Source organism: Mesorhizobium sp. M0678, assembly GCF_040320505.1.
Lineage (GTDB): Bacteria > Pseudomonadota > Alphaproteobacteria > Rhizobiales > Rhizobiaceae > Mesorhizobium.
In genome coordinates this window covers 312,510-332,627 of the sequence record NZ_JAMYPT010000005.1, presented here as the reverse complement: position 1 = coordinate 332,627, position 20,118 = coordinate 312,510, and the positions used below count along the sequence as shown (strand labels likewise).

Genomic DNA, 20,118 nt, shown 5'->3' with positions numbered 1-20,118 from the left:
TAGGGGGCGGCGGGCGACATGTATCGGGCGACGATGCCGCATCTCATGCGATATTTCTCAATTCGTCGCGAGTTTGAATACCGCGCCATAGTGATAGGGCGGCACATCAACCAGCTCGGCGAGCTTGAACCCGCTCGCTTCCACCGACGCGGTGGTCTGTTCGGGTGACAGCCTCAGCTCGGTCTTTGGCCCGCGCGGCTCGCCCAGGACCGTGGTCTGCTCGCGCGGATACTGGTGCCAGTTGACGATGGCAAAACGACCGGCAGGGCCAAGCGTCGCGCGCACGGCGCGGGCAAGCCGCGGCCGATCCGGAACGCCGTGGAAAGCGTTGGCGATAAAAACGAAGTCGACGGTTTGAGGCACCAGCCTGGCAAGTTCATAGGCGTCGCCCGCCAAAAACTCGCAATTGCCCGCGCCTCCTTCGGCCAGCCGCCGCCTGGCGACGTCGAGCAGATCGGCATCGATGTCGATAGCGATCACATGACGGGCGACCCTGGCGATTGGCAGCGTGAACCAGCCGTCGCCGCAGCAGAGATCGACCACGTCCGTGCCGGGCTTCATGCCGACTGCCGCCAGGACACTGGCAGGCTCGGGCCACAGCGCTTCCCACCAGCCGCTGGTTGGCATTTCGGTGCCTTGGAAGAAACCGGGAATGGTGCTGGTCATGGCCTGGTCGGCTCCATTGTCGGGATCGCGTTTGATCCGCCCCTCCGAGCTTAACGCACCCGTGACCCGTCGAGGAGCCTGAAGCTGAAAATGTCCGCTACTGCATGTCGCGCAAAAGTGTGCAGCGGTTTTGCGATAACGACATGCATCAAGACAAGAAACCTGAAGCGCGTCGCATGAGGCCGGTCGAACGCGACGCGCTTTAGCAAAAAAGGCCGGCATTGCGCCGGCCTCTTTGATGGGGTTCGGGATGCCGGCTCAGCCGACGATCTCGGTGTCCGAGAACCAGTATTTGATCTCCTGCGCGGCGGTTTCCGGCGCATCGGAACCATGCACGGAATTCTCGCCGATCGACAGCGCGTGCAGCTTGCGGATGGTGCCTTCGGCTGCGCTTGCCGGATTGGTGGCGCCCATCACTTCGCGGTTCTTGGCAATGGCGTTCTCGCCTTCCAGTACCTGCACGACTGTCGGGCCCGACGACATGGATTCGACCAGCTCGCCGAAGAACGGACGCTCCTTGTGGACGGCATAGAAACCTTCCGCCTCACGGCGGCTCATCCACACCCGGCGCGAAGCGACGACGCGCAGGCCGGCATCTTCCAGTATCTTGGTGATAGCGCCGGTGAGATTGCGACGGGTCGCGTCCGGCTTGATCATGGAAAAGGTGCGTTCGAGCGCCATGGGATCGTCCTTGTGATGGAGAGTGGAATTGAAGGTGGCGGGCTCTATACAAGCCGCCCGCCGCCTTGCCAAGGGGAGGCCGGCGCGGCGCGCATTTCTGCGCTGGGGCGGCGGACTTTCAAGTCGAACCATGCCGCCGCTCCATCTTTTTGCTCAGCATCGGATTTTCCAGAAACCGGTACTCACTTTGGGTCCGATCGACTGGCAGCCCTATAGCGCGTCGTCGCCAGCCTGAGACTACGTCGTCATAACTGCATCTCGATCGTCAGGTTGGCCGTGTCGCCAGCCCCGAGGCCTTCGCGAACCCGCACCGCGGTCTTGATCGGCAAGAGCAGGCTGCCGGATTTCTTGTCGGGAAACAGCGATGTCCGCCATCTGGTCTGGCCGATGACGGCTTCCACGCCAAGCGAGCCCCAGGGCCTTGCCATCCCCACCATCGCCGTCTTGATCCGGGCTCCAAGCTCCGGCGGCAGCGTCACGAAATGCCAGCCGCCCTTGCCCTGATAGACCCAGCCTCTCGGCCTGCACGTCGCAGCGAAACATTCAATGCCCTTCCTCAGATCAAGGCCGTCGTGACTGGCCTTGCCACGGTCTCTTGTTGGCGATGCTGACGATCGGCGAAAATCATCCAGAATATCCATTCTGCCCTGCAAGGGAGGAGCGCAAAGAGGATGGCAGCGCCGCCGTTGCACTACCGCCTTATCACGATCGAAGCGCGCCGGACCTCCCAGCCTTCCCGTTCCAGTTCCGGCACACTGTGTTCCTCCGAGGGATAGCCGACGCAGAAATAGCCGATCAGCGTCCACTCCGCCGGCACGTCCATGATCGTCGCCATCTCGGCCGGATCGAGGATCGAGACCCAGCCCATGCCTATTCCTTCGGCTCGCGCCGCCAGCCACATCGTGTGGACCGCCATGACAGCGGAATAGTCTATGGTGGCTGGCATGGTCAGGCGGCCAAGCCCATGCCCTTGCTCGGTTGCGCGGTCGGCGAAAACCGCAAGCTGGCAGGGCGCCTCATTCAGGCCGGCAAGCTTCAGGCGCGAATACAGGGCGGCGCGTTCACCGCAAAAGCTTTGGAGTGCCTCCGCGTTGCAGCGCTCGAAGCAGGCCCTGACGGCGGCGCGGCATGCTTCGCTCTCGGCGACGACGAAGCGCCAGGGCTGGCTCAGCCCGACGGACGGTGCGGCGCTGGCAAGCTCGAGCAGCCGCTCCAGCGCTCCATCGGGGAGCGGCGTCGGCTTGAACCGCCTGACGTCGCGCCGCCACAGGAAGAGGTTGGCGAGCGCAGCGCGAAAATCGGCCGGGAACTCTGGGTTTGCGGTCATGGCGCGCTGCCTTTGTTGTGATTGCCCGGTTCGCCGGATGTTCGTCCTGTTTGCTTCGATCCAGGCGCTGATGAGGCGCTTCGAGCGACACTTCGTCTACCCGCATTGTCGCATTTCGCCGGCTGGCAACTTTCAGCTAAGGCCGGACGACATCGCCGCGATCTACGCCGTTGGACCTCGATCGGCAAAACAAAACCCGCCTCGGCAGGCCGGGCGGGCGTCGGTGCGAATCATCACCATATCGAGATTAGTAGCATAGCTGCCGGCACAAAGCAAGAACAAAATGTGCCGCCGCCGATGAAAACTGCCGATTTCAACTCTCAAGGCGGGAGATCGCTGCGGCCGCAACCGTGCGGCCGAGGCCGCCATGCAGATCGAGGCATCGTTCGAACCATTGCGCCACGACATCGGTGTCGTCGAGCAGCCGGTAGGGCGTGGCGATGCGCGCCCATTGCAGCGCGCCGAAAACGATGTAGTCGGCAAATAGCGGCGACCGGCCTCCGATGAAGGGCTGATAGCCAAGCATCGAGCGCAGCGGCTCCAGCGAGGCGCGGAAGCTGGCGAGCCCGGCGTCGCGGGTGGCGTAAACCGCCTCCAGGGGCTTGCCGAAGCGCTGCTCGCGGTTCTGCCGGAAATAGGCGGCGTTCGCCTCGTCCTGCATGGCGTGCAGGTCCAGTATCGCAGCGGTGGTGACGTAGGGATGGATGGTCAGCTGCGACCAGCGTTCGATGAAGCGCGCCGTCGCCTTGCCGCCGTCGCCGGAAAACAATGTCGGCCGCTCGGGATAGGTCTCCTCGAGATAGAGCGCGATGGCGAAGGAATCGGCGACCACCGTCTCGCCGTCGCGGATCACCGGAACGAGCTTCGAGACGCCGCCTTCCACCTTCGGCACTTCAAGGAAACGGGTCGGCACGCTGGCGATGTCGAGCCCTTTGTGGGCCACCGCCATCGCCGCCTTCCAGCAATGCGGGCTGAACGGGCGGGCGGCGTCGCGTCCGACAAGGTCGTAGAGCAGAATGGTCATTGGCGGCAGCGTCCTTGCAGTCTAACTATGGCCGAAACGGACCCGCGCAGGGGGTCTCGCAGGTCGAGAGAAAATGAAACAGCATTTCAGGATGTTTGCGGCCTACAATCAATGGGCCAACGGCCGCATCTACGATGCCGCTGCCGATCTCGTCGAGGAAGAGTTCGACCGCAATATCGGCGTCTTCTTCGGTTCGATGATGGGAACGCTCAACCACCTCCTGGCAGCCGACCGTATCTGGATGAAACGCTTCACCGGCGAGGGCGACGCGCCGGCAAGGCTCGACACGATCCTGCACCGCGCCTTGCCAGGCTTGCGGCTGGCGCGCGAGGCCGAGGACAAACGGATCATCGACTGGGTCGACGGCCTGAGCGACAAGGCGCTGTCGGGCCGCTTCTCCTACATGACCGTCTCGGATATGCGCACCGTCTCGCAGCGGCTGGCGCCGGCGCTCGACCACTTCTTCAACCACCAGACCCACCACCGCGGCCAGGCGCATGCGATCCTGACCATTCTGGGCAAGCCAAGCCTCGGACTGGACCTGACGATGTTCCAGCGCAGCGAGGAGGGCAGGGCCTTCGCCTGAACCTGGGCGGCTGGTGAAGCGGACCGTGGATAGAGGACGATCTGCCGAGATTGCAAAACGCGCCGAAACATTTTATGGAGCGGATGGTCGTGAGGGCGGCCGCTTCAGCAGCATTCAGCAGCAACAGCGAGAATTGGCACGCATGCCCGATGAACCCTTGCGCCTTGTGGCGTTCTTCGCCGTGGTCTTGGCGCTTCTCAACTCCGGTTATTATTTCCACCAGGGCGACATCGTCGCGACCATCTATTTCATGATCGGCGCCATTCTTGTGACTGCGGTGACCCGGATGAGTATCAGAAGGCAGCTGATTTAGGATCCGCCGGGCCAGCACTGGTGACCGGAATCCGGCCGGCCATGATGACGAAGAGTCTTGTCAGGCGGCGTAGCCGCCGAGGCCCCGGGCGACCGGCTTGACCGAGACTGCCGGCTGGGCGGCCGGCCAGAGGATACCTGCCGTCACGGCGAAGGTGATCAGGGCGTCGCGTGCCGCTTCGGCCGAGATATCGCCGGCACGTGCCGCCTCGCAGGCCTTTACCGCGGCGCCATAGCTCAGCCGGCGGCGCGAAGGCGGGAACTCGGTCAGGAATTCGTGCATCTCGGAGAACGAAGCGATCGTACGCTTGTAGCCGGCGCCAACAGTTAGGGCGACCGGGGTGGAAAACGTCCTGTCGTGCATTCTGGCCTCTCGAATGGGCGGAGGTCACGGCGGACGCCGTTCTCCGGTCTGGGGGTCGGGCAGAAACGCGGATCACGGCGCGAGGTTCCATGTTGCCGGGATTGTTTTTTCGCCGGCTCCGGGAGCGGTCGCCGGGCGAGCAGCGCCGACGTCGAGGCGGGTGCCTATTTCCACATGCCGCGCATGCGGGCGCCGAGGTCGACACGCACCTGCGGCTGGCGGCGCGGATCGTCTCTGGCCTGGACGCTGGCCCATGCCACCTGCTCGAAGGCGCCGAGGATAGAGCGCGGGATGAAGCGCGTGCGCGAGGCATAGACATGGCGGTCGCCGCGCGCCGCCTGGCCGTGGACGAAAAAGCGATGCGGCATGACCAGGTGCAGGCTGTCCTTGGCCCGCGTCATCGCCACGTAGAGCAGCCGCCGCTCCTCGTCGACGTCCTCCTTGCTGCCGACGCCGAGATCGATCGGGATGCAGCCGTCGACGGTGTTGAGCACGAAGACGTTCTTCCACTCCTGGCCCTTGGCCGAATGGATCGTCGACAGGATCAGATAATCCTCGTCGCGGTGCGGCGGGCCGGCTTCGTCGCTGGTCGCGTCCGGCGGATCGAGCGTCAGCTCGGTGAGGAAGCGCTCGCGCGAGCCATAGCCGGAAGCGATCTGCTCGAGCTGCAGGAGGTCGGCCCGGCGCGTCGTCGCATCCTCGTGGATGCGTTCCAGATGCGGCTCGTACCAGAGCCTGACCTGCTCGATGTCGGCCGGCCATTTTTTTGCGCCGGCGCGCAGGCCGCAATAGAGCGCGACAAAGCCCGGCCAGTCGTCGGCGGCCCGCTGCGGCGGCCGGTAGCGGGCAAGCCCCATCGTCTCGTCGAGCGACGTCGCCATGGTCTCGACGATCGCATTGGCGGCCGAGGGGCCGATGCCGGGCAGAAGTTGCAGCACGCGAAATCCGGCGACGCGGTCGCGCGGGTTTTCGGCAAAGCGCAGCACGGCCAGCACGTCCTTGACGTGGGCGGCATCGAGGAATTTCAGCCCGCCGAACTTGACGAAGGGGATGTTGCGGCGTGTCAGTTCGATCTCCAGCGGGCCGCTATGGTGCGAAGCGCGAAACAGCACGGCCTGCGCTTTGAGAACGGTGCCGGCCTCGCGTTCGGTGAGTATCGCCTGGCAGACATAGCTCGCCTGCTCGGTCTCGTCGCGCACGCTCACCAGCTTCGGCTTTTCCGCTGATTTGCGCTCGGTCCAGAGATTTTTGGTGAAACGTTCCGAAGCTTCGCCGATCACCGCATTGGCGGCCGCCAGGATGGTCTCGGTCGAGCGGTAGTTGCGCTCCAGCATGACGACCTCCGCCGGCTGCGCGAACTGCTTGGGAAAATCCAGGATATTGCGCACTTCCGCGGCGCGGAACGAATAGATCGACTGCGCGTCGTCGCCGACCACCGTCAGCCCCGATCCGTCGGGCTTGAGCGCCGTCAGGATCGATGCCTGCAGCCGGTTGGTGTCCTGGTACTCGTCGACCAGCACATGGTCGAAACGTGCACCCAGATGCGCGGCGATTTCCGGCTCGCCGGCCATCTGCGCCCAGTAGAGCAGCAGGTCGTCGTAATCGAGCACGTTCTGCCCCTGCTTGGCCTCGACATATCGCGCGAACAATTGCTTCAGCTGTTCGGCCCAGCCGGCGCACCACGGGAACACCGAACCCAGCACCTCGCCGAGCGGCGCCTGTGCGTTGACCGCGCGCGAATAGATCGCAAGGCAGGTGCCCTTGGTCGGGAAGCGGGCTTCGGTCTTCGAAAACCCAAGCTCGTGGCGGGCGAGGTTCATCAGGTCGGCGGAATCCTCGCGATCGTGGATGGTGAAGGCCGGATCGAGACCGATCTCCAGCGCATAATCGCGCAGCAGCCTGGCGCCGATGCCGTGGAACGTGCCGGCCCAGCTCAGCGCATCGGTAATCACCGAGGCATCGCGCCCCAGCACCTCGCCGGCGATGCGCTCGACCCGCTTGGCCATTTCCGCTGCGGCACGGCGCGAAAATGTCATCAAAAGGATGCGGCGCGGGTCGGCACCCCTGACGATCAGATGCGCGACCCGGTGCGCCAGCGTGTTGGTCTTGCCGGAGCCGGCGCCGGCAATGACCAGCAACGGTCCGGCGATCTTGCCGTCGCCATGTTCGACGGCAAGCCGCTGCTCGGCGTTGAGCTTCGCCAGATAGGCCGGCTGGAAGGACGAATCACGGGCGGCGAGGTTCATCGCCCATCAAGCATCGTTTCTGCTTTGTTCGCAACGGTTTGCGGAGCCGGAATAGGGCCCGTGAGCGAAGAAGCCTTGCGGGCAGGCCTGTCGACTAACGCTCGGGCTCGACGCCCATCCTTGCCGATTGCCGCCGCAGCGCCTCGCGATCGTCCTGCGGCGGTGGCAACAGCAGCGGATCAAAATCGTCGGGCACCTCGTCGATCACTTTCTTGGCGACGCGATAGGCAACATAGACGATTGCCCCGGCGATGAGCAGACGGATCATGCCTTCCTCCATTGATTGTGGAGCAACCGGAGACGCGGCATTTTGTTCCCAGGCCCCTTGGCGAATGCAGGAACGACACCGGCCGCGCAACCAAATCGCCGACGCCTCGTTGTCGGGCGAGAGGAGACTGCGATGAAAAAGCGCTCAATCCTGCTGCTTATGGCAGCTCTGACTGTTGCGGGTTGCGACAACAATATCCAGCCGACCAAGGCCCCTGGCGACACGGTCGATCAGAACCCGCAGGTCGACAAGAATCCGGTGCCGAAGTCGACGACCGGCGGCGATCAGCCCGGCACGCCGCCGAAACAATGACCGCCTCAAATGGCGTCGGCGCCGGTCAAGGAAGGTGGCCGGCGCCGCTTGGGAGGAAGCTGATGGCGCCGGCCAGGCGGAGATCAGGCCCGCCGCACATCCAAGGATAGCCGAGTCTTTCCGCAGCGTCATGGTCGATAGCGTACAGACGGCACGCCCCTGTGGACAAACCTGCCGGCCACAGCAGCATTTGTTCATCACATAGTTCGTTCTTCCCAAGGAACAAACCGGGCTCCTGCGTGTTTGGATGTCGATCGGACGCTCCCAAGGCCGCCGTTCACGAAAGAGCCCGCTCTCCTTGTCCCCCCTCAGGATAGCGGGTTCTTTTTGCGTTTTGCGGGAAGTCGCGGCGCGGCGGGCTGACTTGCTTGCCGGTTTTCGCGCCTTATGCGGCGAACCGGGGCTCAAGCCCTTGCGAAGCATGGTTGTCCCGTGCAAAAGCCCGGCCATGCTGATCATCAACGACCTTTCGCTCCGCATGGCCGGACGCCTGCTTCTCGACCATGCCTCACTGACCTTGCCGGCCGGCAGCAAGGCTGGCCTTGTCGGCCGCAACGGCACCGGCAAGACGACCTTGTTCAAGGCGATCACCGGCGATCTCGCCTCCGAAACCGGCTCGATCAGCCTGCCCAAGAACACGCGCATCGGTCAGGTGGCGCAGGAAGCGCCGGGCACCGAGGAGCCGCTGATCGAGATCGTGCTCAAGGCCGATCTTGAACGGAGTGCGCTGCTCGAAGAGGAAAAGACGGCGACCGATCCGCACCGCATCGCCGACATCCACATGCGGCTGGCCGATATCGATGCGCACTCGGCCGAGTCACGCGCGGCCACCATTCTCGCCGGCCTCGGCTTCGACGATGCCGCGCAGCGGCGCCCGGCCTCGTCCTTCTCCGGTGGCTGGCGCATGCGCGTCGCGCTGGCCGCCGTGTTGTTTGCCGAGCCCGATCTGCTGCTGCTCGACGAGCCGACCAATTATCTCGATCTCGAAGGCACGCTGTGGCTGGAAAACTACGTGTCGAAATACCCGCACACCGTGCTGCTGATTTCGCACGATCGCGACCTGCTCAACCGCGCCGTCAACTCGATCGTCCATCTCGACCAGAAGAAGCTGACCTTCTGGCGCGGCGGCTACGACCAGTTCGAGCGCCAATACACCGAGCAGCGCGAATTGCAGGAGAAGGGCCGCGTCAAGCAGGAAGCAGCGCGCAAGCACATGGAATCCTTCGTCGAGCGCTTCCGCGCCAAGGCGTCGAAGGCGAGGCAGGCGCAGTCGCGCATCAAGGCGCTGGAGAAGATGAAGCCGATCGCCGCGATCGTGAACGACACGGTGCGGCCGTTCTCCTTTCCGGAGTCGGTGAAGTCGGTGGCCTCGCCGATCATTGCGCTGAACAACGTCAACGTCGGCTACACCGAGGGCGAGCCGATCCTGAAGAAGATGACGCTGCGCATCGATGCCGACGACCGCATCGCGCTGCTCGGCGCCAACGGCAACGGCAAGTCGACTTTCGCCAAGCTTTTGGCCAGCCGGCTGAAGCCGGAGACCGGCAGCATGACGGTGGCGCCCGGGCTCAAGGTAGCAATCTTCGCCCAGCACCAGCTCGACGACCTCAGGCCGGACGAAAACGCCTATGAGCATGTCCGCCGGCTGATGCCGGAAGCGCCGGAATCGAAGGTGCGCGGTCGCGTCGCCCAGTTCGGCCTGACCACCGAAAAGATGAACACCGCAGCCAAGGACCTGTCCGGCGGCGAGAAGGCGCGGCTGCTGATGGGACTGTCGGCCTTCGAGGGGCCGAACCTGTTCATCCTCGACGAGCCGACCAACCATCTTGATATCGACAGCCGTGAATCGCTGATCCATGCGCTGAACGATTTTCCCGGCGCGGTCATCCTGATCTCGCACGACCGCCATCTGCTCGAAGCGACCGCCGACCGGTTGTGGCTGGTCAAGGACAGCGCGGTTAATCCGTATGACGGCGATCTCGAGGATTACAAGACGCTGGTTACCGGCGTCTCCGGCGACCGCCGCGGCAAGCGCGAGGCGGACAAAGCGTCGAAGGCCGACCGCCGCCGCGATGCGGCCGCGCGCCGCGCCGCCTTCGAGCCGCTGGCCAAGGAAATCCGCGCCACCGAAGCGCTGATGGACCGCCTCCGCAAGCGCATCGACCTGATCGAGGACGAACTCGCCAACCCGGCCGTCTACGAAAAGGACCCCTCGACCGCGACAAGGCTGGCCAAGGAGCGCTCACAACTTGCGCAACAGCTGGCCGGCCATGAGGAAAAATGGCTGTCGATGTCGGCGGAGTACGAGGAAGGCACGGCGGAGTAGGAGAGCGTAATCTCCCCGCTCGTGGGTTCCCGCCAGCCTGACAGCCATTTGGAGCCGCCGGTCGTTGGAGTTTGATCAAGAGCGAGTCACACCGACGACGTAGCGATCCTTCACGCCCCCCTCTGTCCTGCCGGACATCTCCCCCACTTGGGGGGGATTGGCTCGTCATCTGGCCCTACACCTGGTTGTCCAAAGCAGCTAGTTTGACCCCATGAATCAGCATGCCAAGCTCAAAATCGGCCATTCGGCCTGTCCGCATGATTGTCCGTCGACCTGCGCGCTCGAGGTCGAGCTGCTCGACGCCAGGCGCATCGGCCGCGTCCATGGCGCCAAGGCCAACAGCTATACGGCCGGCGTCATCTGCGCCAAGGTCGCCCGCTATGCCGACCGCGTCCATCATCCCGACCGCCTGCTGAAGCCGCTGGTCCGTGCCGGCGCCAAGGGCGAGGGCACCTGGAAGGAATCCAGCTGGGAGGCGGCGCTTGATCTCGTCGCCGAAAAGTTCATCGCGGCGGAGGCAAAATATGGCTCGGAGACGGTCTGGCCCTATTACTATGCCGGCACGATGGGTCTGGTGCAGCGCGACGGCATCGAGCGGCTCAGGCACGCCAAAAAATATTCCGGCTTCTTCGGTTCGATCTGCACCAATCTGGCCTGGACCGGCTGGATGATGGGCGCCGGCGCGCTGCGCGGCCCCGACCCGCGCGAAATGGCGAAGTCCGACTGCGTGGTGATCTGGGGCACCAACGCCGTGGTCACGCAGGTCAACGTCATGACCCACGCCATCAAGGCGCGCAAGGAACGCGGCGCCAAGATCGTCGTCATCGACGTCTACGAAAATGCAACGATGAAGCAGGCCGATCTCGGCCTGGTGCTGAAGCCCGGCACCGACGGCGCGCTGGCCTGCGCGGTGATGCACGTGCTGTTCCGTGACGACATGGCCGACCGCGCCTATCTGGAACAATACACCGACGATCCGCACGGTCTGGAAGCGCATCTCAAGACGCGGACGCCGCAATGGGCGGCAGACATCACCGGGCTTTCCGTCGACGAAATCGAGACCTTCGCCCGGCTCGTCGGCACGACGAAGAAGACTTACTTCCGCCTCGGCTACGGCTTTTCGCGGCAGCGCAACGGTTCGGTCAACATGCATGCCGCGGCCTCGATCGCTGCGGTTACCGGCTGCTGGCAATATGAGGGCGGCGGCGCCTTCCATTCCAATTCGGGCATCTTCAAGCTCAACCAGGAACTGCTCGAAGGCACACGGATGCGCGATCCCTCGATCCGTCATCTCGATCATTCGCGCATCGGCCCGGTGCTGACCGGGGCTGAGGATGCGCTCTATGGCGGCCCGCCGGTGACGGCGCTGCTGATCCAGAACACCAATCCGGTGAATGTCGCGCCGGAGCAGCGGCTGGTGAAGCAAGGTTTTCTGCGCGACGATCTGTTTTCCTGCGTGCACGAGCAGTTCATGACCGACACCGCCAAGCTCGCCGATGTGGTGCTGCCGGCGACGATGTTTCTCGAGCATGACGACGTCTACAAGGGTGGCGGCAACCAGCACATCACGCTGGGGCCGAAGCTGATCGAGCCGCCGGAAGGCCCGCGCACCAACCATTTCGTTGTCGAGGAGTTGGGCAAGCGCCTCGGCGTTGCCAACATGCCGGGCTTCGGCCTGACAGAACAGCAGCACATCGACATCATCCTGGGCAAGCGCGGGCTGGGCAGTTTCGACAGTCTGAAGGAAGACAAATGGGTCGACCTGCAGCCGGATTTCGAGGCCGCGCATTTCATCACTGGCTTCGGCCATGCCGACAAGAAGTTCCATTTCCGCGCCAACTGGACCGGGCAGGCAGCGCCCAACCGGCCGCCGAAAAGCATGGGCCTCTTCGGGCCTGTGCAGCGGCTGCCGGAATTTCCCGATCACGTCGACCTGATCGAGGTGGCGGACGCGGCGCACCCGTTCCGGCTGACCACCTCGCCGGCGCGCAATTTCCTCAATTCGACCTTTGCCGAAACGCCGGTATCGCAGGCAAAAGAGCGCCGGCCGGAGCTGCTCTTGCATCCCGATGATGCGGCGGCACTCGGCGTCGCCGACGGCGGCCGTGTCGAAGTCGGCAACCAGCGTGGCGAAGTGGTGCTGCACGCAAAACTGTTCGACGGCATCAAGCGCGGCGTGGTCGTCGCCGAAGGCATCTGGCCGAACAGCGCCCATGAGCGCGGCGAGGGCATCAACGTGCTGACCGGCGCCGATGCGCCGGCGCCCTATGGCGGCGCCGCCTTCCACGACAACAAGGTCTGGCTGCGCCCGGCGGATTGAGCGTCGGAACGATATCTCCATCCGGCCGTTTTCGCGTGGCGGGTGGAGGCATTGTCATGGCAGAAGTGTTGCCGGCGCCGGATCCCATCGGAAGGACACTGTCGTCCGGCGAACTCGTAACCACGATGTCCCACTTTCATCGCGCCGAGATTGCGCGCATGGCTGGGTGGCGCGACCGCCTGGACCGGACGAGCAACTGGGCGATAACCGTTGTCGCAGCCATGCTGTCCGTTTCGCTTTCGACAGCCAGCGCTCACCATGGCGTGCTGCTGTTTGCCATGCTGCTTGTTCTGCTGCTGCTGTGGATAGAGGCCCGCCGATATCGCTTCTTCGACTTCTATCGGGCTCGCGTGCGCCAGTTCGAACGGCACTATTTCGCGCAGATATTCTCGCCGCAGCCGGACTTCGCGTCCGATTGGCTGTTGATCGTCGGCGAGAGCCTGCGCGCGCCGAAATTCCTGATTTCGCAACGCGTGGCTTTGGCGCGCCGCCTGCGTCGCAATTACATTTACATGCTGCTGATTCTGCTGCTGGCCTGGATCCTCAAACTGTCGACCCCCAGTCTTCTGGCCGAAGGCGTCCGCATCGGCTTCGTCGGGTCGATGCGTGAGGCCGTCACCAGTGCTGCCCTGGGTCCCGTTCCTGGTGGCGCCATCGTCGTGCTGGTCGCCGTCCTCTATGCAGGCCTGCTGGTGACAGCCTTTCTGACAGAGAGCGACGACGGCGAACTCTCCTTCGGTGACGTCCACGTCTAGCAACGCAACGCCCTGTCGCGCGTTGTTGGACACGTGCATTGGGCGATGGGGGTTTCATGGCTTGGCAGGCTCCGACACGTTCCAGCCTGACACTGCTGGTTTGCGCTTTCGTCCCCGCGGGCGCGGCCTGGGCAGCGGAGACGCTCGTTGCCGGTACCCGGGCCTCCGGCATGGGTGGTTCGGGCGAAGGCGCTTTCGTCGCCGAGATCGTGCTTCTGCTGCTTGTTGGGCGCGGCCTGGGCGAAGTGCTGCAGCGTTATGGCCAGCCGGCAATCATGGGCCAACTGATCGGCGGCATCCTGCTCGGTCCTTCGCTGTTCGGCTGGCTGTGGCCGTCGGCCCAGCACCTGATCTTTCCCAGTGATCCTGCGCAAAAGGGCATGATCGACGCCGTCTCGCAGCTCGGCATCCTGATGCTGCTTTTGCTGACCGGCATGGAGACCGACCTGCGGCTGGTGCGCCGGGTTGGCGCGGCCTGTTTTTCCATTTCGGCGACCGGCGTCGTGGTGCCCTTCATCTTCGGTTTCGCGCTGGCGCAATTCCTGCCGGACGCATTGCTGGCTGACCCGACGCAGCGCACCGTCGCCGGGCTGTTCCTGGGCACCGCGCTGTCGATCTCGTCGGTCAAGGTCGTCGCCATGGTGGTGCGCGAGATGAACTTCATGCGCCGCAACCTCGGACAGGTGATTATTTCCTCGGCAATCATCGAGGACACGATCGGCTGGCTGGTCATCGCCGTAACCTTCGGCATCGCCACCAATGGCAAGCTACAGTTCGCGCCGCTGGTGACCACCATCGCCGCGGTGGCACTGTTCATGGTGTTCTCCTTCACCATTGGCCGCCGTCTTGTCTTCACCTTGATCCGCTGGACCAACGATCAATTCCGCAGCGAGTTTGCGGTGATCACCATGATCCTCATCATCATGGGAGCGATGGCGCTGATCACCAATTTGATAGGCGTCCATACCGTGCTGGGGGCGTTCGTCGCCGGCATCCTGGTCGGGGAATCGCCCATCCTCTCCAGCCATATCGAAGGCCAGCTTCGCGGCGTCATCACCGCGCTGTTCATGCCGATCTTCTTCGGCATGGCGGGGCTTTCCGCCGATCTCACAGTTCTTGCCGATCCGACGCTTGCCATGCTGACGGGCGCTCTCGTGGTCATCGCCAGCATCGGCAAGTTTGGCGGCGCCTTCATCGGCGCCAAGCTCGCCGCCATGTCGTTCAAGGAAGCAATCGCCGTCGGCAGTGCCATGAACGCGCGCGGCTCGACCGAGGTGATCGTCGCCAGCATCGGCCTGTCGATGAACATCCTGTCGCACAATCTCTTCACCATGATCGTCACCATGGCCGTGATCACCACCTTGGCCATGCCGCCGATGCTGCGCTGGGCGCTCGGCCGGCTGCCGGTTGGGCACGACGAGCAGCAGCGTGTCGAGCGCGAGGCGTTGGACGAATACGGCTTCATTTCCAGGCTGGAGCGGCTGCTGGTGCTGGTCGACGACAGCAGGATCGGCAAGTTCACTGCATATCTCGCCGGACTGGTCGGCGGAGGCAGCGGCATGCCCACCACCTTGCTTCGCCTGCCCACCACCTTGCTTCAGCCGAAAGACGGCCGAGTTGACAGGCCGACCGACAGCAAGGGACAGGAGCGCGCCCTGCAGGAAATCAAGAAGGGTGCAAAAAAGAGCGCCCGGGCGGTGAAACGGATCGAAGATACGCTTGTCGACAAAGTCCACCTGACGGCCCGCACCGAATTGGAGGCCACGGGTGAGACGATCGCCGAAGAGGCCCGCAAGGGATACGGCCTGTTGCTGGTCGGCCTGGACAATGTGCTGACCGCCGATGGCGCCTTCGCGCCGGCCCTCAACGACATTGCCGCAGGATTTGACGGCCCGCTTTGCCTGGTCCTGAACGGCGGCAATGCTGGCGAAAAGATGCCGACGCTGAGGGCCGGCACCAGCATTCTCGTCCCCGTCAACGGTACCCAGGTGGCGCGTCGCGCCGCCGACTTGGCGCTGGCGCTGGCCCGTCCAAACCGGGCGCGGGTCAAGATACTTTACGTCTCGCAAAAGGCAGCCAAGGGCCGCAGGTCGACATCGGTGTCGCATAGCCGCGAAGAGGCCGTCCTGAAAGACATCGCCGACCTGGCGGGCCGCTACGGCCTGCATATCGACACAGCGTTCCATACCCGCGTCACACCCGACAAGGCGATCACCCGGGAGGCGGCCAAAGGCGCGGCGATCGTTGTAATGGGCGTCACCCAACGTCCGGGTGAGGACCTGTTCTTCGGTGAAACCGCCGGCGCTGTTTTAGCCGCCTGCAACTGCCCCGTCGTGCTTCTGGCCAGCGCGCGGCCCAAGCACGACGCCGCTGGCGCTGAGCTGGCAGCGTGAATTTCACGGCGCATTGATCCGTCGGCAGGAATGTCGATCGAGCCTCTGAAAGCGCTGATCAGCCAAACGTAAAAGAACTCGAAACGAACGGTTTGGTTCTGTTGACAGAGAGTACAGGAAAGGGTGAACGCCGGCTCAAAGAATGTTCGCGCGGCAAATCACCACTGACCCATAACTAGTTGAAAAGAAATAAGAACATTGTGGCGCAAGGAGCTGCATGTCGAATTTCAAGCGGCCAATTTGGCGCACCCGTACAAAATTTTCGTGATTGGAAACGACAGGCTTGCCGACCCATCTCGGGGTGGTCCGAGCGACGCGAATTCCTCCCGAGGCACGCCACTTGACGGACAGACTAAAGAACTACCGGAGTACCCGAAATGACCAAGCTCGCTCTTACCGCCGCCGCCATCCTCGTTGCCACCGGCACTGCTTTTGCCGGCAGCGACCATTATGGCTCGGACAACGTCAACCAGCCGGCCGCTGCTGCTGCTGCCAACGTCGACAACACCTTCACCGGTTCGATCCGCAAGCCAGTTACTTCCGAGCGTACCGGTGCCAAGATAACCTCCGAGTCGGTGGCGCCTGAATCCGGCCAAGGCATCTGGGGCCGCTGATTATCACGGCCCGCAACACAAAGAGCGGCGGGCTTGGCCCGCTACTCTTGCTTTCGCGTATCAACGGGCGTGTGCGCCGAATAGCATCCTGCGCCAATCGAATACGTTGATCTGCAGGTTTCATCTGTAGCCACAATCTCGGTTGCTGAAATCGTCCAGCAACGTGCACATCGGAAAAAGCCGGGTGCGTATTCGTCGGCGCGGACAGCGCTCTCATCTCGAATGCGTCGAAAGCAACGACAACTCACGAATGACCAGTACACTGGAGTACCTGAAATGACCAAGATTGCTCTTACCGTCGCCACCATCGTCCTCGTCGCCACGGGCAGCGCCTTTGCAGGCAGTGATCACTATGGTTCGGACGGCGTCAACCAGCCGGCCGCGCCTGTTGGCAACGCGCCTGTCGGCACCATCGACAGCGGGTTTACCGGTTCCATCCGCAAGCCGCTGACGGCCGAGCACAACGCCGTCGACACCGAGGCGACGACCCGGTTCGGCACTGATCAACCCGTAGTGCCCCAATCTGGCCGGGGCAACTGGGGCCGATAGTTCCTCAAACCCCGGAGCACGAAGAGCGGCGGGCTTGGCCCGCCGCTTTTGTTTGTGCGAAGCCGGGTTTGGCCGAAAGGTCGGCGATCCCCCGGCCTGTCAGGCAGTCCCTAGCGAAGATCCTTCGGCCAAATGCAGTGCGTCAGCCGGGCGCTGCCGAAGGTGAGACCGGCCCAATCGCCATCGACGTCGAACCGAGCCAGGGCCGCGGTCGGGAATTTTTCCGCCAGTTTTTTCAGCGCCGCTTCATCAGATCCAGCCCCGGCAAGACCGCGCGCGAACTCCTCCAACCCGGGATTGTGGCCAAGCACCAGCAGCGTTCCGGTCCCCGCCTTCACTTGCCGCACCTTGGCGAGGATGTCCGCCGCTGCTGCCTCGTAAAGCGCCTGGGCAGATTTGGCCTGCACCTTCGCCGGCAATTCCGCCGAGACCAGCCGCCATGTGTCGCGGGTGCGCAGTGCCGGCGACACCAGCGCCAACTCCGGCAGCCAGCCGCGCCGGGCCAGTTCGCGCCCGACCAGTGGTGCTGCCTTCAGCCCGCGCGCGGACAGCGGCCGGTCGAAGTCGATGAGGTCGGGATCGTCCCAACTCGACTTGGCGTGACGCAGGAGCAGCAGTTGCTTCATGGATTCAATTCAAGTCCAAGAGATGTCCGGCTGAAAGTCTTTCCCATAGCCGCCGCCATGTTTTGTGCCCATGGCGGTATCAAAACTCGCCCAAAGCGCACCAAAGATGAACAGGCCTACATGCCGTTCATCTTTATCCCATCTGACCAAAATGTCTGCTTCAGTGATGGCCCAATCGCCCGATCGAAGGTGAATTGCACCGACGACGGGACCTACTCGTCCGTCCTCGATCCGACAGAGATAAAAATATGCCGTGGCACTTTTCGGATCGTCCGCCTCGTCGTACTCGAAGACGCCGGCGAGATCACGCTTTGTCCGGATCGCGCTGTCGAAAACGTCCATTGATCTATTCTGTCATTCCCCGGCGATTTATTGGCCGTTTCTGCGGACCCTCACGGCGTGATCCGCGCCAGGTGCTCGAGATCGGTCTCTTCGCGCAGCGGGTCGGGCGCGATCACCACCGACGTGGCGTTGTCGGCATCGTCGGCGAAGCGCGAAAACACCGTGCGGCCGCCTTCCATCCGCGCCTTGCCTTCGGCGACTAGGCCCAGCGCCAGCGGATAGAGCTGGTGCTCGGCCTTGAGCACGCGCGCGGCCAGCGTATCCTCATTGTCGCCGACCATCACCGGCACGGCGGCCTGGGCGATGATCGGCCCGTCATCCATGTCGAGCGTGACGAAATGCACCGTGCAGCCATGGATGCGCATGCCTGCGCGCAGCGCCCGCGCATGCGTATCCAGCCCCTTGAAGGCAGGCAGCAGGGCAGGGTGGATATTGATCATGCGGCCCTGCCACTTCTCTACGAAGCGCGCGCCGAGGATGCGCATATAGCCGGCCAGCGCGACGATCTCGGCGCCGAACGACAAGAGGGCCGCATCGATCGCCTCGTCATGCGCTTGCTTGCTGGCATAGTCGGAGCGCGAAATCACTCTGGTGGCGATGCCGCGCGCCGCGGCGATGCCAAGGCCGGCGGCATTGGCGCGGTCGGAGATGACGCCGACGATCTCGGCCGGATAGGCCGGGTTGCTCGCCGCCGCAACCAGCGCCGTCATGTTGGAGCCGCGCCCCGAGATCAGTACGACCGTCCGTTTCCTGGTCATAGGCCAATCGAGCCCCGATAGATGACGCCGGCATCGCGGCGCGGCACGATCTGGCCGATCGGCGTCACCGTCTCGCCGGCCTCCTGCAGAACGGCAGCGACCTGCGCCGCCTGGCCGGAGGCGACGACCAGGATCATGCCGATGCCGCAATTGAAGGTCCGCATCATCTCTTCCGGCGCGACGCCGCCGGTCTTGGCCAGCCACGAAAACACCGGCGGCACCTCGATGGCGCCGAGATCGAGCTCGGCCGAAAAATCCTTGGGCAGAACGCGCGGGATATTTTCGGGAAAGCCGCCGCCGGTGATATGGGCTAGCGCCTTGATGCCATGCGTGTTGCGGATCGCCTTGAGGATCGACTTGACGTAGATGCGCGTCGGCTCGAGCAGCGCCTCGGCCAGCGTCGCCTCGTCATTGAACGGCGCCGGATCGCCCCAGCCAAGGCCGCTTACGGCGACGATGCGGCGGACCAGCGAAAAGCCGTTCGAATGCAGGCCCGACGAGGCGAGGCCGAGCAGCACGTCGCCTTCGACGATGTCGTCGGTCGGCAGCAGCTGGCCGCGTTCGGCGGCACCGACGGCAAAGCCGGCAAGGTCGTAATCCTTGTCGTGATACATGCCGGGCATTTCCGCCGTCTCGCCGCCGATCAGCGCGCAGCCGGCCTGCCGGCAGCCGGCAGCGATACCGCCGACGATCGAAGCACCCTGGTCGGGATCGAGCTTGCCGGTGGCGAAATAGTCGAGGAAGAACAGCGGCTCGGCGCCTTGCACGACGATGTCGTTGACGCACATGGCGACGAGGTCGATGCCGATCGTATCGTGCTTGCCGGCATCGATGGCGATCTTCAGCTTGGTGCCGACGCCGTCATTGGCGGCCACCAGCACCGGATCGGTGAAGCCGGCGGCCTTGAGGTCGAACAGGCCGCCGAAGCCGCCGATCTCGCCATCGGCGCCCGGCCGGCGGGTGGCGCGCACCAGCGGCTTGATCTTCTCGACCATGAGGTTGCCGGCATCGATGTCGACGCCCGCTTCGGCATAGGTGAGCCCGTTCTTGCGCTTGCTCATTTCCGGCGCCTGCTCATCTGTTGCGCTTGCCTGTCGCTGGTTTCATTCGCTTGCGGGCTCTTCGCATGAACGGTTTTGCCCCGCAAGGCAAGCGCGTGATGATGGTGTTTCAGTTGGATAACGGCGGAACCGGGCGTGATACACTCCAACAGTAAAAAGAAATCCCTGCCAGAATTGCGGCGAGGCCTCCGACGGTGGCAAGAGACCTGATCTCACCGTCGAAGGGCAGGGTCCCATACGAGAAGCCGGCGGCGATCAAAGCCGCCGCGGCAGTCCACAGACCTGGCTTTGCAGCGACTGACCTTGAGAAAACGAACGCGACGACAGCGGCGGTCAGCCAGAGGGGCCAAGAGACGACCACGCCTACGGCCAGATAAAGAGCGAAGGTCGAAAGAAGATCCTGCGCTGCCACGTTGCGGTGCGAGGCTCCGAAAAATGCGAAGACCAAAAGACTTTCCGTCAGTCCGGCCAGATAACAAAGCGTTACTCGCCAAGCGATTGTGATTCTCTGCGCCATCGTCATTCAGCAGTGGGGAAATAGGCTGTCGCTTCACGGGCTCTTCGCATGAACGGCCGCACCTCGCAAGG

At 63.7% G+C, this 20,118-nt stretch carries 22 protein-coding genes; 9 read left to right on the top strand and 13 right to left on the bottom strand.

The window, feature by feature from the left end:
* Positions 1–57: 57 nt before the first annotated feature.
* From NKI29_RS12785 to NKI29_RS12765, 5 genes are all read right to left on the bottom strand, one after another.
* On the bottom strand, positions 58–888 hold the full coding sequence (locus tag NKI29_RS12785) for a class I SAM-dependent methyltransferase (protein WP_352796385.1): 831 nt from the start codon (positions 886–888) through the stop codon (positions 58–60).
* A 36-nt stretch (positions 889–924) separates the two neighbouring features.
* Entirely contained in the window at positions 925–1,347 is a 423-nt protein-coding gene (gene ndk / locus NKI29_RS12780; RefSeq protein WP_023677669.1) for a nucleoside-diphosphate kinase, read from the bottom strand.
* 245 nt (positions 1,348–1,592) lie between these two features.
* Positions 1,593–1,988, bottom strand: coding sequence for a DUF1905 domain-containing protein (locus NKI29_RS12775; protein WP_352796383.1), 396 nt, complete (start codon positions 1,986–1,988; stop codon positions 1,593–1,595).
* Between the two features lie 50 nt (positions 1,989–2,038).
* Positions 2,039–2,674, bottom strand: a complete 636-nt coding sequence (gene bluB / locus NKI29_RS12770; RefSeq protein ID WP_352796381.1) for a 5,6-dimethylbenzimidazole synthase — start codon at positions 2,672–2,674, stop codon at positions 2,039–2,041.
* Positions 2,675–2,987: 313 nt separating this feature from the next.
* Complete coding sequence (locus NKI29_RS12765; RefSeq protein ID WP_352569706.1) at positions 2,988–3,698, bottom strand: glutathione S-transferase family protein; 711 nt, start codon at positions 3,696–3,698, stop codon at positions 2,988–2,990.
* Positions 3,699–3,771: 73 nt separating this feature from the next.
* On the opposite strand from NKI29_RS12765, the gene NKI29_RS12760 reads away from it, so the two are divergent.
* Both NKI29_RS12760 and NKI29_RS12755 read left to right on the top strand, forming a co-directional pair.
* Positions 3,772–4,284 carry a DinB family protein gene (locus tag NKI29_RS12760; protein ID WP_352569707.1) on the top strand — a complete coding sequence of 171 codons (513 nt, stop codon included), beginning with the start codon at positions 3,772–3,774 and terminating at the stop codon, positions 4,282–4,284.
* A gap of 13 nt (positions 4,285–4,297) precedes the next feature.
* The gene (locus NKI29_RS12755; RefSeq protein WP_352569708.1) at positions 4,298–4,597 is read left to right on the top strand and encodes a hypothetical protein; all 300 of its coding nucleotides are present in this window, start codon (positions 4,298–4,300) and stop codon (positions 4,595–4,597) included.
* A gap of 60 nt (positions 4,598–4,657) precedes the next feature.
* On the opposite strand, the gene NKI29_RS12750 is transcribed toward NKI29_RS12755, so the two are convergent.
* From NKI29_RS12750 to NKI29_RS12740, 3 genes are all read right to left on the bottom strand, one after another.
* Complete coding sequence (locus tag NKI29_RS12750) at positions 4,658–4,960, bottom strand: DUF982 domain-containing protein (RefSeq protein WP_023677662.1); 303 nt, start codon at positions 4,958–4,960, stop codon at positions 4,658–4,660.
* 164 nt (positions 4,961–5,124) lie between these two features.
* Positions 5,125–7,206: an ATP-dependent helicase gene (locus tag NKI29_RS12745; protein ID WP_352569709.1), complete on the bottom strand. Its 2,082-nt coding sequence runs from the start codon at positions 7,204–7,206 to the stop codon at positions 5,125–5,127.
* Positions 7,207–7,300: 94 nt separating this feature from the next.
* Positions 7,301–7,474 (bottom strand): hypothetical protein, encoded by a 174-nt coding sequence (locus tag NKI29_RS12740; RefSeq protein WP_023677660.1) that lies wholly within the window; start codon positions 7,472–7,474, stop codon positions 7,301–7,303.
* 132 nt (positions 7,475–7,606) lie between these two features.
* Between NKI29_RS12740 and NKI29_RS12735 the strand changes: the two genes are divergently transcribed.
* From NKI29_RS12735 to NKI29_RS12705, 7 genes are all read left to right on the top strand, one after another.
* On the top strand, positions 7,607–7,786 hold the full coding sequence (locus NKI29_RS12735) for a hypothetical protein (protein ID WP_023677659.1): 180 nt from the start codon (positions 7,607–7,609) through the stop codon (positions 7,784–7,786).
* 448 nt (positions 7,787–8,234) lie between these two features.
* Entirely contained in the window at positions 8,235–10,112 is a 1,878-nt protein-coding gene (locus tag NKI29_RS12730) for an ABC-F family ATP-binding cassette domain-containing protein (protein ID WP_352569711.1), read from the top strand.
* A gap of 211 nt (positions 10,113–10,323) precedes the next feature.
* Positions 10,324–12,432 (top strand): molybdopterin-containing oxidoreductase family protein, encoded by a 2,109-nt coding sequence (locus NKI29_RS12725; protein WP_352569712.1) that lies wholly within the window; start codon positions 10,324–10,326, stop codon positions 12,430–12,432.
* Positions 12,433–12,488: 56 nt separating this feature from the next.
* Positions 12,489–13,187 (top strand): DUF2270 domain-containing protein, encoded by a 699-nt coding sequence (locus tag NKI29_RS12720; RefSeq protein ID WP_352569713.1) that lies wholly within the window; start codon positions 12,489–12,491, stop codon positions 13,185–13,187.
* Between the two features lie 170 nt (positions 13,188–13,357).
* The gene (locus NKI29_RS12715) at positions 13,358–15,580 is read left to right on the top strand and encodes a cation:proton antiporter domain-containing protein (protein ID WP_502896684.1); all 2,223 of its coding nucleotides are present in this window, start codon (positions 13,358–13,360) and stop codon (positions 15,578–15,580) included.
* A gap of 377 nt (positions 15,581–15,957) precedes the next feature.
* On the top strand, positions 15,958–16,194 hold the full coding sequence (locus NKI29_RS12710; protein ID WP_352452970.1) for a DUF680 domain-containing protein: 237 nt from the start codon (positions 15,958–15,960) through the stop codon (positions 16,192–16,194).
* Between the two features lie 276 nt (positions 16,195–16,470).
* On the top strand, positions 16,471–16,743 hold the full coding sequence (locus NKI29_RS12705; RefSeq protein ID WP_352452971.1) for a DUF680 domain-containing protein: 273 nt from the start codon (positions 16,471–16,473) through the stop codon (positions 16,741–16,743).
* 110 nt (positions 16,744–16,853) lie between these two features.
* Here the strand turns inward: NKI29_RS12705 and NKI29_RS12700 are convergent, their stop codons facing one another.
* From NKI29_RS12700 to NKI29_RS12680, 5 genes are all read right to left on the bottom strand, one after another.
* The gene (locus tag NKI29_RS12700; protein ID WP_352569716.1) at positions 16,854–17,369 is read right to left on the bottom strand and encodes a SixA phosphatase family protein; all 516 of its coding nucleotides are present in this window, start codon (positions 17,367–17,369) and stop codon (positions 16,854–16,856) included.
* Positions 17,370–17,378: 9 nt separating this feature from the next.
* Positions 17,379–17,711, bottom strand: a complete 333-nt coding sequence (locus tag NKI29_RS12695; protein WP_352569718.1) for a hypothetical protein — start codon at positions 17,709–17,711, stop codon at positions 17,379–17,381.
* A gap of 50 nt (positions 17,712–17,761) precedes the next feature.
* Positions 17,762–18,469 (bottom strand): phosphoribosylglycinamide formyltransferase, encoded by a 708-nt coding sequence (gene purN, locus NKI29_RS12690; RefSeq protein ID WP_352457663.1) that lies wholly within the window; start codon positions 18,467–18,469, stop codon positions 17,762–17,764.
* Positions 18,466–19,530 carry a phosphoribosylformylglycinamidine cyclo-ligase gene (gene purM / locus NKI29_RS12685; protein WP_352472623.1) on the bottom strand — a complete coding sequence of 355 codons (1,065 nt, stop codon included), beginning with the start codon at positions 19,528–19,530 and terminating at the stop codon, positions 18,466–18,468. Before purM ends, purN begins: the two co-directional genes overlap by 4 nt.
* 109 nt (positions 19,531–19,639) lie before the next feature.
* Positions 19,640–20,047, bottom strand: coding sequence for a hypothetical protein (locus NKI29_RS12680; RefSeq protein WP_352569719.1), 408 nt, complete (start codon positions 20,045–20,047; stop codon positions 19,640–19,642).
* Between the last annotated feature and the right edge of the window lie 71 nt (positions 20,048–20,118).